This is a genomic window from Bdellovibrio bacteriovorus (assembly GCF_041888015.1).
In the GTDB taxonomy this organism is placed as follows: Bacteria; Bdellovibrionota; Bdellovibrionia; order Bdellovibrionales; family Bdellovibrionaceae; genus Bdellovibrio.
Genome location: NZ_CP168968.1, coordinates 2,543,077 through 2,556,930 on the forward strand (window position 1 = coordinate 2,543,077; position 13,854 = coordinate 2,556,930).

At 42.7% G+C, this 13,854-nt stretch carries 17 protein-coding genes; 2 read left to right on the top strand and 15 right to left on the bottom strand.

Features of this window, described 5'->3' with window-relative positions:
* Positions 1-197 precede the first annotated feature (197 nt).
* From ACES2G_RS12140 to ACES2G_RS12155, 4 genes are all read right to left on the bottom strand, one after another.
* A complete protein-coding gene (locus tag ACES2G_RS12140) occupies positions 198-1,190 on the bottom strand; it encodes a hypothetical protein (RefSeq protein ID WP_374000302.1) in 993 nt (330 codons plus the stop codon).
* On the bottom strand, positions 1,187-1,834 hold the full coding sequence (locus ACES2G_RS12145) for a hypothetical protein (protein WP_374000303.1): 648 nt from the start codon (positions 1,832-1,834) through the stop codon (positions 1,187-1,189). Before ACES2G_RS12145 ends, ACES2G_RS12140 begins: the two co-directional genes overlap by 4 nt.
* Positions 1,835-1,848: 14 nt before the next feature.
* Positions 1,849-2,907, bottom strand: a complete 1,059-nt coding sequence (locus ACES2G_RS12150; protein WP_374000304.1) for a hypothetical protein — start codon at positions 2,905-2,907, stop codon at positions 1,849-1,851.
* A 156-nt stretch (positions 2,908-3,063) separates the two neighbouring features.
* Positions 3,064-3,363 (bottom strand): hypothetical protein, encoded by a 300-nt coding sequence (locus ACES2G_RS12155; RefSeq protein WP_374000305.1) that lies wholly within the window; start codon positions 3,361-3,363, stop codon positions 3,064-3,066.
* 55 nt (positions 3,364-3,418) lie between these two features.
* Here ACES2G_RS12155 and ACES2G_RS12160 point away from each other — a divergent pair, with 55 nt between their 5' ends.
* A complete protein-coding gene (locus tag ACES2G_RS12160) occupies positions 3,419-4,204 on the top strand; it encodes a hypothetical protein (protein ID WP_374000306.1) in 786 nt (261 codons plus the stop codon).
* 16 nt (positions 4,205-4,220) lie between these two features.
* On the opposite strand, the gene ACES2G_RS12165 is transcribed toward ACES2G_RS12160, so the two are convergent.
* From ACES2G_RS12165 to ACES2G_RS12215, 11 genes are all read right to left on the bottom strand, one after another.
* Positions 4,221-4,670, bottom strand: a complete 450-nt coding sequence (locus ACES2G_RS12165; protein WP_374000307.1) for a hypothetical protein — start codon at positions 4,668-4,670, stop codon at positions 4,221-4,223.
* Between the two features lie 146 nt (positions 4,671-4,816).
* On the bottom strand, positions 4,817-5,212 hold the full coding sequence (locus ACES2G_RS12170; protein ID WP_374000308.1) for a hypothetical protein: 396 nt from the start codon (positions 5,210-5,212) through the stop codon (positions 4,817-4,819).
* Between the two features lie 31 nt (positions 5,213-5,243).
* On the bottom strand, positions 5,244-6,077 hold the full coding sequence (locus ACES2G_RS12175) for a hypothetical protein (RefSeq protein WP_374000309.1): 834 nt from the start codon (positions 6,075-6,077) through the stop codon (positions 5,244-5,246).
* A gap of 68 nt (positions 6,078-6,145) precedes the next feature.
* Positions 6,146-6,643: a hypothetical protein gene (locus ACES2G_RS12180; protein ID WP_374000310.1), complete on the bottom strand. Its 498-nt coding sequence runs from the start codon at positions 6,641-6,643 to the stop codon at positions 6,146-6,148.
* Positions 6,640-6,939, bottom strand: coding sequence for a helix-turn-helix domain-containing protein (locus ACES2G_RS12185; RefSeq protein ID WP_374000311.1), 300 nt, complete (start codon positions 6,937-6,939; stop codon positions 6,640-6,642). The genes ACES2G_RS12180 and ACES2G_RS12185 overlap by 4 nt, the downstream gene beginning before the upstream one ends.
* A gap of 124 nt (positions 6,940-7,063) precedes the next feature.
* Positions 7,064-7,258 (bottom strand): hypothetical protein, encoded by a 195-nt coding sequence (locus tag ACES2G_RS12190; protein WP_374000312.1) that lies wholly within the window; start codon positions 7,256-7,258, stop codon positions 7,064-7,066.
* Positions 7,259-7,284: 26 nt separating this feature from the next.
* Positions 7,285-7,848, bottom strand: a complete 564-nt coding sequence (locus ACES2G_RS12195) for a recombinase family protein (RefSeq protein ID WP_374000313.1) — start codon at positions 7,846-7,848, stop codon at positions 7,285-7,287.
* Positions 7,849-7,962: 114 nt separating this feature from the next.
* Complete coding sequence (locus ACES2G_RS12200) at positions 7,963-8,139, bottom strand: hypothetical protein (RefSeq protein ID WP_374000315.1); 177 nt, start codon at positions 8,137-8,139, stop codon at positions 7,963-7,965.
* Between the two features lie 128 nt (positions 8,140-8,267).
* Positions 8,268-10,238, bottom strand: coding sequence for a hypothetical protein (locus tag ACES2G_RS12205; protein ID WP_374000316.1), 1,971 nt, complete (start codon positions 10,236-10,238; stop codon positions 8,268-8,270).
* Positions 10,232-11,125, bottom strand: coding sequence for a hypothetical protein (locus ACES2G_RS12210; RefSeq protein WP_374000317.1), 894 nt, complete (start codon positions 11,123-11,125; stop codon positions 10,232-10,234). The genes ACES2G_RS12205 and ACES2G_RS12210 overlap by 7 nt, the downstream gene beginning before the upstream one ends.
* Positions 11,126-11,176: 51 nt before the next feature.
* Positions 11,177-12,034, bottom strand: a complete 858-nt coding sequence (locus tag ACES2G_RS12215; RefSeq protein WP_374000318.1) for a hypothetical protein — start codon at positions 12,032-12,034, stop codon at positions 11,177-11,179.
* A gap of 437 nt (positions 12,035-12,471) precedes the next feature.
* On the opposite strand from ACES2G_RS12215, the gene ACES2G_RS12220 reads away from it, so the two are divergent.
* Complete coding sequence (locus ACES2G_RS12220) at positions 12,472-13,719, top strand: tyrosine-type recombinase/integrase (protein ID WP_374000319.1); 1,248 nt, start codon at positions 12,472-12,474, stop codon at positions 13,717-13,719.
* Positions 13,720-13,854: the final 135 nt, after the last annotated feature.

A 13,854-nucleotide genomic window follows, 5' to 3' on the forward strand; every position in this document is an offset into this window, starting at 1 on the left:
AACTTAGCCCAATGTGAGCTTTTCCCCAGGTCTGTCAAGGTAACTAGATTCAATTATTTGCGCCGCAACGAATAAAAGTGGCAATTTCGTTTAAGAACATCATGGCAAAGGTTTGCGCACCGCTTAGATACACAGCAGCATCACCTCCTCAGCTGCAGCCTGCGATTAAAATCATACTGTGGCGAATGACCTTGGTCCTAGTCAGGATTTTGAAGGGTATAGAGGATAGTTCCGTGAACCTCTTCTTTTTTAATTTTTGAATTAAATATTTCAGCGCTCTTTGACAATAAATCACCCGGATTTACGCAACCCATTTCCAGTCCGCGATAAGCAAACCCTTGAACCCTAGGGCAAGCCAGCATAGTAAGTCTGTTAAAGTCTTCAAGGTTCTTCTTGGAAAGATCCTGTGGCCTAAACCCATTGTGCACAGTTTTGTTTCTAAACACCTTAATCTCACGAAGCCACAATTCAATCTTCCCCTTCCAGCTTGAATACGTTGGGTGCGCGCTCAGTTCCGTAATCAAATTCCTACTAACCATCACCGCTTGAGGGCCGTTAGGGAACCCCAGGCTCCACATAATCCTTGGTGTTATGTCCTCATCTTTTCCAGATAACCATATTGCTTCCATCGCGAACCAGCGATAAAGCAGTCGCATTTGCCCTTCTGGCTCCCATCTCGCTTTTCGAGACCAATAAAACGACCTCAAGAGTCCCATTTTTAATTCACTATCAGAAAGGTTAATAAAGTATTGTGCTCCCCCAACTGAGGGAAAGAGATCTTCGACTCTTTCGAATGTGGGAAATATCTTGGGTGCGTTTGTGCCAACCGGGAATCTTGGCTTGGTAATTCCGCCGTCAATATCAGTTATGCACCCACAGTCCATTAAAGAAAATTTTGACATACCAAAACTAGAGTTATCCAATATGTCTTGAGTTTCTTCAAAGATCTCGATTGCATAGTGATCCGCCTCTTCTTCCGACTCAGCCTGCACTAGTGCGGAAATTCTCATAGCCGTACCATCTAAATTTACTTCTAAGCTGTAGTGCTGTTTGGAAGCTTCCAGACAACTACGTTCTTCTTTGGAGTCTGAGCTTGGCGGGCGAATCTCCACATTTCCTAAACCGAGAGCAACCCCGCGGAAAGTACCAGTTTCACTCATAACCCTAGTTACAATATAATTTCTTTTCACACCGCGCTCATTTCAGCCCTATCTTTTAGTAGCGTTAGAAGCTTTACCCTAAGAGTTTCCACCACAACTCTATTTTGCCAAGGCGTGAGGGACGGAACGCGTGCCATGCGCACCAAGGTCTCAAATAATAGATCACCGTTTTTAGTTCTTATCGCCACCTCCAATGCAACTGCCAAACTTAGTGCATCCAAAGGTGGTGGGGAAAGAAGCATGTTGGCGGCATATGCCTCAGCTTGATGGCAGTTCTCAAACACCAACGAAAAGATCGTACGAGCTAACCATATTAAATTTTCAGGAGCATTTGCCGCTCTTAGACGATCATAAAATGCATGGGCACGTCGATAGCTACCTCTTTTTGTAGCGATAATAAATCCCACCCTTAATGCATCTATTGAGTTCGGTGACGAGTCTAGCCAAAGATCACAGAAATACTGAGCTTCTAGCCATCTCTCTTCTAGAAGAAATGCATCCGTGAGATGCTTGTTACGCAATCTATACTCTTGGCCATATTTAACTTCATAGATGACGGAAACTAACTGAAAGTTCTCTATCTTTTGTGCTTCTTGATGCAAAAGATAGAAGTTTTTATCGGTGGGATTTCTTCGATAGCTCTTCTCTAGCCGAGCCAACACAGTATTTGTCAAAGTAAACTACCCCACTAAGCTCTTCCTTCGGTAGCTTCAATCCAGTCCCTCAGAAGCTCTCGAAGATTTTCAGGGTTATCCCACTTTCTATACATGATCTGCTGAATATCGAAGTGTATACGCGTCCCATTTAAATCATCTTTGGGGTCAGAACTCGTAAAACCTTCTCTTACAACGTGAAAGACATTTTTCCCAAGGCCTCTCGCAAGCCCAGCCTCAAAGTAGACTCCTCTATTATGATAAGTCAGCTCTGCAACCACAAATCTAGCTTGGCGAATATCTGAAATGATTTTATTGGTAATATAATCAGAATGATTTTGGGTGACTGTGTCCGCTTCATATCCGAGATCTTTGCAAGCGTCCACTATAGCTTGTATAGCTCTAGGACGAAGATCATCATCTTTAATCCATGAAAAAGCGGTCGCTATAAAAACTTTTTTCGATAAAACATTTGATCGCTGCCTGATTTGATGCCAACCATCGACAGTGAAATTATATTTGTTTGAAAAAACCGTATCAAGAGGACCATCCGATGGGGGTGGCTCTTCTGAGCCTTGATATTCCTCGATATATTTTTGATCTATAAGATATGAAACTATAGAGCCAAGTTCTCCTATGTCTACAATTTGAGATAAAACTTGATCCTTATAGTTAAAGTAAAAAGGTGCAAAGGCCCTGCTTCTACCTAAATTTCGCGCCACCCTGGAGAGCAGAGCTATGGGCTTCTCGGAGTGGTCAACTAAATCATTTTGCACGTCTTCAATAAGGAAGATTTGATGCGCGCCCCTCAATCTCTGCAAGAGATCTTTTTCACTTCGCACGCACCATATTGGCGCAAATCTCATATCAGGGTTCGATTCATGGTAATCCATCGTAATTTTAGCACAATTTATTCGAACTTGGTTGGGAGCAGACCCTACGTACTGAAGCTCTCTGATCGCGCTTTCAGTGATATTATATTTACCGCAAACCCGAGAATCGCAGCCGCGTAAGATGGTCATCCCTAAACTTCCCTGAGGAGCGACCCATGTCGCGTATTCGTTGGTAAAAATACACTTGTCATTTTGTGACATTACTTCCTCCAAGAAATGCATTGGCTCAAAATATCTACTTAAACTGACATCGATTTGCACGTTAAAAGCATCGGGCATCCTATCCCGACTGCTAAAAATAAAAAGGCCCTTTGAAAAGTCAAAAGGCCTCGTAAGAACTTATATTTCAGAAAGGAATTAAAGATCTAAATCTCTAGAAATAGCCACCCTGCCAGCACTGGCGAAAGACTTCACCACTTCCTGGGTTTTCTCAGTCGAAAAATTTCCTTCGTCTTGAACTGCGCTCATCTCAAACTGATAGATCTTTGCACCCTCTTTGATGCTTGGATTCCCCACCTGGAAAACTTGGCATTTTAACCAGCCGTTTTCTAAAGCGCGTTGATCCGCGATATCGAGTGCTCTTTCTTTGATTTCTTCAAAGGAAAGGTCCAAACGATCTTCGATATAAAAAATATCTTGTTTAGTATTCTGAGTCATACCTTGTCTATATGCGAACGGAGTGCCAAAATCAACGCGTAAAGGAAGGATCTAGATGCCGGGGGCAGGTAATTTTTTCCAAAATAGAGCTGATCTGTCTCAGTTTTTAGTACATTTGACGAAGGACGGTAGCTATGAAAATTGGGTGCCTAAAACCGTTCCGGGAGGCCCACCCGGATATGACATTGCTACTTATCCCGCCGTCAGGGCCAAAAATTCACTCATAGACATTTTAAACACCCGAACCATTTTGGCTAGGTCACCATTCGGATACTTTAAGCTTAAAATCAACAGATACCGGGCCCAATTCAATCAGGTATTTGTAAATGGACATGCCGATCCAAATTGGCTTATGTCTGTTTGTTTTTCGGAAGCACCATTGAGAGAGCTTCGATCATTTTATCAGGCGACTATTCGTAAACGTAACCGCTACAAAAAATATGGGTTAGCTTTTTGGCAAGAACATGTGAGAGCTGCGGGTGGAAATCCTATCTTCTACGTGGACAGCAGAAATACGAACTTACTTAATTCTCTTAACACCTCTTTGACAAACAATAATCCAGCATTCATCCCTATGATGCACCTATGTGAAACTTTCGGCCCTCAAATTGTAAATCCGAGTAGCATGTCAGACTTTAGATGGGAACGAGAGTGGCGGAAGCTCAACGATTACACCTTCGTTTGGGAGAATGTCGCATTTGGAATTTGCCCTGCAGAAGAAATAACCTATTTTGAAGCCCTTGCGCAAAACCAAGTAATTTTTATTGATCCAGATTGGGATGAGCCTACCTTAAGGGCTTACCTTCAAGGCAAAGCCCCACGACTCTTGTCTCACCTATAGAATTCAGCAAATATTTCTACACACAAACTCGCGCATGAACTAATCGAACATCAACCATATAGTGAAGTTCGTATTCACTGAGAGGCATACCGGCTTTCAGCTTGACCGCAATCCCATCAAAAAATTGATCACCTGTTGAGCTTCCGCCAATAAGATCAAGAGCAAGATTTAAGCTCTTTCCCTTTAATGGTTGGTTTTTGTTCAAACGCCGCGTAACATGGCTAATGCTTGCGCCTCGCGCCTTCCGTATTTTTCGCACTTCTTCATAAGTTTTAAATTCAACTTCCATTTCATCTACGATTTCCAAACCTCTTTTGTAAGTTCTTCCATCATGAACAACCTTTACAGCTTCAAGCTCGGTTATGTAGCTGGGCCATGCCTCGGGATTTTCAAGTTTCTCGACATAAACGAAGTCGGTGACTCCACGGATAAAATAATAACCTTCTGGCAATTCCTTAAACTTCATGAGTTCCTCCCTCTCTCTAAAAAAGATGTATCGATCAGCCCCAGGTTTTCAAGTGAATTTGCTAACAAGGGAAATTTGCCGTAATTAGGCCCACTGACACCTATATGCCGTACTGACACAAAAATGGGGCATCGCCCCATCAAAACTTATCTACAGGCCTCCATAGCCATGACCGCGGCCACCAAAAATTGAACTTTAGACATTCGCCGAAATACACGACGGTAACTAAAGCTAAAAATAAATTGCTGCAATTTTGGAAAACCTTCCCACTGCTCTTGAATATGTGGCAAGAGTCTGACCCGGATGTACTGAAAATAAAATTGCTCAATTTCCTCAAGAGACATTCCTTCCGAGCTATAAAAATCTTTTGATATACTCTGCTCCAGAGATTCAATCACGGTAATCAAATCCCGAAGCACTCGTTTGTCGTTCGTGAAAAATGATGCCTTTGACAGTACTCGACCCCTTACTGTTATTAGATCGACCTCTTCAACAAACATAAATCCCCCAAAATAAAAAGCGCCGGATAAATCCAGCGCCACTTTGCCATTACGTTGAACGCACTTTATAAAATTACTGATACTTAGATGAAAGCGGATACTTCAAGTTGGCTGTCGGAAATCCCGTATTGGTAACTTCCTGCAGTACACGATATCTAGGATCTGTGCCAACGGTGCTAGTACTAAAATCCGTGCGGCACAATTGATTTAGCTCGTCCCAAAACGACTGAACAAACTGCGGAGCCGAGGTCCCTGTTGTAATGTACTGCTTCCCGTTCAGATGTTTGTACACCATGTTTCCTTCCATTACAGAAAGAGCCATGAGGCGATACGTGGTTCCTGTGCAATTGGAGTTGGAATAGAAGATAAAAAAGCTATCAACCACTCTTGCCCCGACAGAAACGCTCGAATCATAGTTCCATCCAGGCGCTGCAAACGTACTGATGTATCCATTTTGCGTATTCTGAAGTTGAACCGTCGCAGATCCACCACTTCCAGATTTCGCGTAAAATACTAGGTTATTCAGAAGCGTATTATCAGCATCATAAAGCTTGTAAGCCGGTCCAGCCCCAGTTCCGGCAACGCCTTGGTCTCCTTGATCGCCCTTATCGCCCTTATCACCTTTGTCACCTTTATCTCCCTTGTCGCCTTTGGTTCCGCTTGCACCAATAGCTCCCGTCGCGCCAACAGCACCATTCATTCCTCCACATGCCACGTCATCAATATTTCCATTGGCATCTACCACACGCAATCCCTTAGTTCCATTATCACATGTGACGATCGCGACACTTTGCAATGCATTTAAAGCTTGCACTGTTTTTTCGAGCTTCGCCTCTGGCGGCTCTTGCGACGGTGAATCTGTATCTTTAGGTATGGTAAAGCCACCGCCATTCGTACAGCCCGTCAAATACACCACAACACCAAGAAATAAAAAGACACTTGTTTTGGAGAATACGTACATATAGCCCCCATCTCTTATTTATTTTTTTGAATTTCTTTTTTTAAATAATCTGAAAACTTTGAATTTTTAGAAGGCAGAACAGTCGGATAAACCATTCCACCGATTGGCTTGCTTAAAAGATCTTTTACAGACGGAGTTGCGCCATATGGGCGACTCATTAGTTCTTCAAAGCCGCCATTTTCACATGATTTACCTTCGACGATTATGTAAAGGCCATTTAAGAGCCCCATGCGGTCTTTATTCATGTAGTAGCCATTGAGAAGACATCCCTTCTTTTCTTTGATTGTACCCTGACCGACAATACCGTTACTGACGCAATAAACTCGATCGCCGGGAAGACAATCTGTCTTACAGTCCATGTACCTTTTGTCTTCAGCGCGAATCACATGAGCAACCGCAAGATCACAAGGCATCTTCTTGCCTATGAACTCCTCAACTTTTGCGATTGGGAATACGTCAGCCGCATTCGTGACCGCGGGAACTACTAAAAGTAATGCAATTAAGAAATTCATGATGGTTCCTTTTCTTTCTTTTCTTTATGAAGTCGATGAATACTGATACGAACATCACCGGAAAACAGTTCTTCTAAAAACTCAGTTCCAACTCCCACATGAGGATCAGGTTCACCATAGGCCAACTCATGCACGCTAACCCCAAGAGCGAGTGCCACAGCACGAAGCTGCTTAAGGTTTACGGACTTCTGATCACTCCAAGAATAAATTGTGGATTTAGGCACCTGAGCCACTTTAGAAACCTGATTCAGGTTCATTCCCTTCTTCTTTAAAATTGCTTCAAGATTTTTTTTCATATCACCTATTTTTCGGACAAAGGTGTAAACAGATTCAACTATTTCCATAATCCCGGAAGAGTTTCCAAGATCTCGAAATGCGCCTCCGGTGGCGGCTACGAAAAGCCCTCCTTGGCTTCAGAATTTATCCGATCTTAGAAATTGGCGTAACCTTCGCCGACGGTGATGATTGGGTATCCGCACCGCTATTTGCGATTCGCGCAATCACAATCGCACCTAGTGCTGAGATTGCTCCATTTAAGAACGCAACAGCCGCTTGATTTCCGACCTTTTTCCAATTGATATTGGCTTTCTTTTTGATCAGCTTCTTCTCTTCCATTTTTTGCTCCTTTTGCCTATTGGCGGTTATCGACCTTCGGGTCGTTTATTAATTGAACGATAAATTGTGCCTCTTGATACTGCGAAGCTCTTTGCTATTTCGTCTACAGTCATCTGACGTTCGTTAAATAGCTGATAGGCGATAAGCTCTTGTTGCTCTGTAAGTTTGCTGGGCCTTCCGCCAACTCTTCCGCGCGCTCTTGCAGCAGCTAGGCCGCTATTGGTTCTAGAAATAATCAGCTCCCTCTCAAACTCCCCTAGCGCTGCAAATACATGCATTGAAAATCGACCCGCCGCTGAATTTGTATCGATGGACTCAGATAAACTTTGAAATCCCATTCCGCGAGCATTTAGGGTCGAAACAATCTCTATTAGATGTCGAAGGCTTCGTGCTGCTCGATCCATTTTATAGACCACAAGCGTATCCCCTGCTTTCATTGATTCAAGCGCGTCCCGAAGGCCTTCTCGATTATCGATAGCGCCGCTTGCGATATCCTGAAATATTCGTTGGCAACCCGCCGCCTTCAAAGCATCGATCTGCATAATAAGGTTTTGATCTCGAGTCGAAATCCTTGCATATCCAAACTTCATGACTCCCCTTTCTGAGCATTGATTTAGCTACAGCGTTTTGAAATAGAAAAGGCCACTCTTTTAGTGGCCTTCTTAAAAAATTGTTCAATGTGTATAAAACGACGGTTTATGAAATTAGCGCGCAAGCCATAAGCTGCGATCTTTTTCCTCTTCAATCTTTAAACGACCATCCTCAGCTAGCCGAACAATCGCGGCCGTTGCGAACGCAAATGTCGCTAAGCTCGATAAAATATGTGCGGCTAAATTAATATGGTCAGAAAGTGACTTTTGCTTTCTACTAAGTTCATTCATGATGCCTCCATTGATGTGACGGATAAGTCCGACAACTCTCTTATACCCGTAAAAGGGACATGTAGGCCTATTAAACCGGGAAAACCGGGAATTACGGTTTCCCGCTTTTCCCGGTTATTTCGATATACCTAGTCTGCGACAATGAGGGCGCGGGTCGTAATAATCACCACTTTGCGAGAAACACTTTCCACGATTCTTTTAAAACGATTTTTATTTTCGTTTTCATTCTTTAGCAAATGTCCCGCTTCAGCAATTCGCTTTAGAAGCGTCTGGCTAGAAGTTTTTATGGTTTCTCCTGTACTTGAAGCTGCCTTTTGAGCTTGGCGATAGGCAACATCCCAATCCAAATAAACCCCCTCATCAGAAGACCATCCAATCTTAGTGGCATTAGCAATAGTTTCCCAATCTACAACCGAAGACTTTGTTTCCGCTACCTTGCGCCATCCAAGCTGTTGAAAATTCACCGGGCGTCCGCCATCTTTATCAACAATATATGAATGTCCCGTAGACAACGAGTACCTCAAATGTGCAAAGAATTCCTCTACTGAATCTGCTTGCTTAACATATTGGCTTTGTTCCATTCCAACCATGCGCATGATCTCTATCACCTCATTCATTCTTCTTTCTGCATCTGCCTCAGAAATTACAGACTCAAAAACCAAGAATTTGAAAAAAAATGACCAACCTAAAGCGTAATTAGCCAAATTTTCAGGACCGCGACTATGACCACCTATTCCCATAAACTTTGATGCTAATGATGATCTCAATTCTCTAACAGCCATCTTAGAAGGAGGGGTGCGCGATAAATAAGAAATATATCGTCTTTGGAGTGAGACAAAATATCCTTTGCGGCCAGCCTCCTGAACAAGAGTAAGATTCTCGGGAATTACCTCGCCAGGCTTCACTTCATTTATTACCATTCTTCCTAAAATTGAATGACCGCGTGGAATTTCCTCTGCCGTTCCAATTGGCGTTGCGCGAGGTCTAACTGTTCTTTGCATTTTAAAATCGCCGTTAAGACGACTGCGGCTACTGTTGTTCCCCACAGCTCTTATCACTCTTTCAGCTTTTGCATATAACTCTTCAGGGTTAGATCCGGCGGCATTGGGCGCATAGTCATCAATGGTACAAACGACGTCCTTGCACATGTTTAGCATTGTTTGGATTGAGTTGGTTGTGGACTCCCAACTAATCGGCAGATTGTTATAGTCAAATGACTTGCCGTAAGAGCTTTGCAAAACTCCTGCATAGCATGATTTGTATGTTCCTGTGCCACCTGTAAAAAACAACGTCGTATCACACGGCAGAAAATGATTAAGCGGAGCTCTATATACTGCGCCTCTACCGAACACGTTTAATCGCGACGGCATTAACTCATATCTTTTTTCACAATAGTCATAGAGATCAGAAAGAGACAAATCAGAATGATATTCTGAAAGATCAAATGACTCGAGGGATTCCTCAACGTCAATGATCTGCTCCGAACCTGATTCTTTTCCTACAATGCCCGACGCATGATAAAAGCCCAAAGTAGATTCATCATCGCTCCAACCAATTTCACTCTTTAATACACTATTCTTTACTGCCTTACTGTTGTCTGAAATAGCCACTTTAATAGCAAGGATGTTCTTCGCGTCTGGGACATACTGTACGTGATATGACCCATACAGCCTCAACCAGGACATCTCATCAAACTGCTTGGTGGTCATGCGTTCTGTCAAAAATGTTTCCCCTGAAGACAATGTTAATTTCACAATAAAAAAAGTTGTCTTCTGACCGTTTGAGCATTCTGTAATTGCCTCTACAATCTCACCGGAAAAATTTGTGATGGAGTACCACTTTCCACCCTTGTCGTTCTCGTGATACTTTTGAATTTTATTATTATATGTTCTAAGCCAGCCAGAGATATCAAATTCGCCTCCATCAGAAGGAGACGATTCTTTGATTAAATCATGCGTATTTTTTATTGTTTCGACGAGCTCATCAGCATTATCACCACCGACAGCTTCAGCAGTTCCACCTGCTGCTAACAAATCGTCAATTCCTGTTTTAGTTTTGACGCTTTTCTTGGCCGATTTGCCCTTGTTTTTCGCTACCATTTTTCAATCTCAACTTTAATGATTTTTTTTAGATTTTCGTACGCTTCCACAAACGCTCTTGCGACATTTTTATTATCGTAAATATCGGAGTCGAATGCCAGTAGTGCACGTTTGTAGTTATATTCCTTAATAAACGGAATTGCAGACCTCCATGAGGATACCCCAGGGATACCAATCGTCTTAACTGAACTGAGTACGGTAGCAATGTCAGCTTTTAATTCGCCTTCAGTAACGCGTATGACATCATGATTCTCAGATGAAAAAATCGGAATATGAAGCTCGTTACCCGCGCTTACACCATTTTTATGTGAGAAAAGAAGAAATCTATTTTCTCCCTGCGGAACATTATCTCGACGAACTTTAAATGCTGTAATTCGCCCCTTAACGTCGCGTACGGGAATCATCATTCCAAAGATTTGCGAAGCTCTGATTTTTTGATCTTGGTCTTTCCAAAAACCCGGAACCTTAAGTAAGGTTTCTACGGGGTATTTACCTGACAGTTTTCCTAACAAGAGGTTAAGTGTCTGAGGATTAATAGAACGATATTCGCCCTGGATAATATGTTCATCTCTTAAGCCACGATTATATAGATTACCCCAGTGAGCCTTTTCTAACCCCAAAATCTGTGTAATTTCTTGATTTACAACAGATGAAGCTTGAATGCATTTAAGCGGTCTCTTGGGAACATTCGATCGACTCTGGTGGCAGTTACTTGCCGGAGAATCCCCATTCCTATAAACCCAATATGCGTCGCCATTGCGGTCTGACTTTTCTTTACCATGACCTGTGTTTGTGCGGCGGCAAAGTGAGTAGGTATTTGAATAAGTACACCAGTCACTTTTACCGCAGATTTCACAGGGTCTTTGCCTTGATACTTTTTGAAACATGTCGCCTCCTGCGACGGTTCTAGAGTATCCAACCAAGAAGCCAATGGAATCTTAGCCAAACGGCGAATTTTCCGCCGGTAACTTCGAGTAAGGATCAACGAAAGCAAGTAGCTCTGGGAGGCGCTTTCGATTTCTTTCTTCAACTAAAGCGTGATAGTCCGTATCGGAAGCCCGGAGCGAAGTGGCTAAAACACGGGCCACCTTATCCATTGGCATTCCATTAATAGAGGCAATAAATAGCATCAAATCGGCATCATCAATGTCCAACCCTCTGAGGCCACCGATTGGCTTGGGTCGTCGTTTTACATACTCGGATCTGATATTTCTAATGCTATGAATAATTTCGTCAATGCTTCGCTCTAGATTGATCAAGCACAAAAGTCGATTAGGATCTTGGGCTAAATCGAACTCTTTAGCATCTAAATCAGCGAATGATTTTGGCGATTCAAAATCTGCTTCTGTAGCATTGAATTCGCCATCTACAAGAAAGCCATCGTTCAGCACCAGAATAGCGGGATTTAAAATTAAATCTGTAGGCGTGTAGTAATCACTGAATTCTCTTAATTTACCCTGCTCTTCATCGTAACTCTTTTCTCTATAACCGAATGTCCTTGGACGAAACTTACCCGTAATAAAATCACCGCCCCAACGATTAGCTAGTTGATCCAGATCACCCACTTTGGCATTTTCAAAGTCTTTAAGAAATGGCGGATAGGCAGAAAGGAGTAGCTGCCTAGCGAAGAGTCGAGTCAGGTTTCCAGAAAGTGAAGCCTCAATCCATTCAGATACGATCCACCCATATGAGTCATCACATCCACCAGCGCATTCTTCCCAAAAATTTGCGTAGAGGCTCAATAGCTCTTCGCGTTTCTTAACCAGCTCAATGACCTTCTTTTCTTCTCTATTCATATGGAAAAATCCTCGTTTGCCTAATCTTCCCTTAACTTTTGAAAACGAAACCTTCATAAGCGTCACAGTTGATTACGGCGGCGCTGGTAGCACGGATATAAGATTAAACTCGGACAGTTTCAAGGTTGTTATGAAACTGTGGGGAATATTTTCCGAGAGTACCACACCGCCTGGTAGCTCTATTAAGTAAAACTGGAAGAAATATGGGTATGAGGGATCAAACTAGCTCCGAGACAATCTGGGGCACGAGAAAGGAGTTCGCAAAAAATGAATCCCTCAACCTAATAACGAAAAAGATATTAGCTGCGAAGCTTAATCTTTCAGTGAGTATGGTGGATAAATTAATGTTGCATGGTCTTCCCTATAAAAAAATCGGAAGATCAGTCCGTTTCAATCTTGTGCACGTCGAGGAGTTTCTTACTAGAGAGGAACCATCGATGTCGAAAAAAGACTTAGAAACATTTCGAGGGAAGCGGATCTTATCTGCGGTGCCGAACGCTCCAGGGATTAGTCGCGCGCACACCTGGAATGAAAAGAACAAAAGATACGAATCGCCAAAACAAGGCAAGGCCTATTGTGCTAGAAGATATTTGCCTTTAGGAGGCTCAAAGAAGCGAGAATTTGAATACTTCGCCACGCTCGAGGAAGCTCGTCATTGGCAAAATGCCATTGATAAAACACTTCATTCTTCCGTTACTGAGCCAGCGGACGCTAACCGTAAATCATCACCAACAATTGAAGCCGTTTTGCAAAAATGGCAAAGGGATACCTGGCCGAGTCTTGCACTTAACACCGCGATACAGTACGAAAAATGCTCCAAGACGTTTCAGTCAATTTTAAGAAGGGAAATTGAATCTATTAAACCCTCTGACATTGATAATCTAATCACAGATTGGAAACAGAACTACATTAAGAGTTCAATCAGAACATCATTTGAAAAAGAGTTTCAGACTTTAAAAGTCTTATTCAGTTGGTATCAAAATAATTATGATGATGCGGCGATCATCTTACCCTTCAAGAAAAGACATAGTGAACAAATTAAAGTTAAAGCAAAAAAGATTATCGCCAAAAAATATATGACTGACGACGAAACTACACTATTTCTGGATCAACTTCGGAAGGACAGTTACTTATTTTACGTGCTAGCATTTGTACAACTCAAGCAAATGCTTAGAGTATCAGAAGTAACGGCCATGAAGTGGCGCAACCTTAACGTGAACGAAAAGGTCTATGATCTTTGCGAACATATCACTTGGCCGAGAATCAAGGAGATGTTGAGCGAAGTTACTCCAGGCACGAAGAACTTACGCGCAGGAAGTATTTATACTTTAAATCTGTTCACAGATGTTGCGGAATTGATATCCACGCTACCCACAAAGAAGGGGTGTGAACTTATCTTTCACATTGATGGAGAAATGTTAACGTATAGACAGGTTCAATACAGATACGACAAAGCATTTGCCGCAGCGGGACTGCCGTATAGATCCACGCACGTCCTAAGGCACACAGGCGCAACCTCGTTCTACAACGAAACTGGCGATCTGTTAGCTTTACAACAAATGGGCACTTGGTCGGACGTAAGAATGCCTCAACACTACGCCAAGGTGAAATCTTCTAGAGCTCAGAATGCTATTCGTGATCTTGAGTCTAAGCGGAAGAATGTGAAGAAAAATAATCGCGATTGAGCGAACTGTTCGCAAAGTGTTCGCAACTGTTCGCACTCCAGCAGGAGATGCGAAACTAAAAGCTAGGCGCTGCGAGTTTCTGGAAGGCTTTGAGCATAAAAAAACCCGCATTTCTGCAGGTTTAGGTGTTTCGCC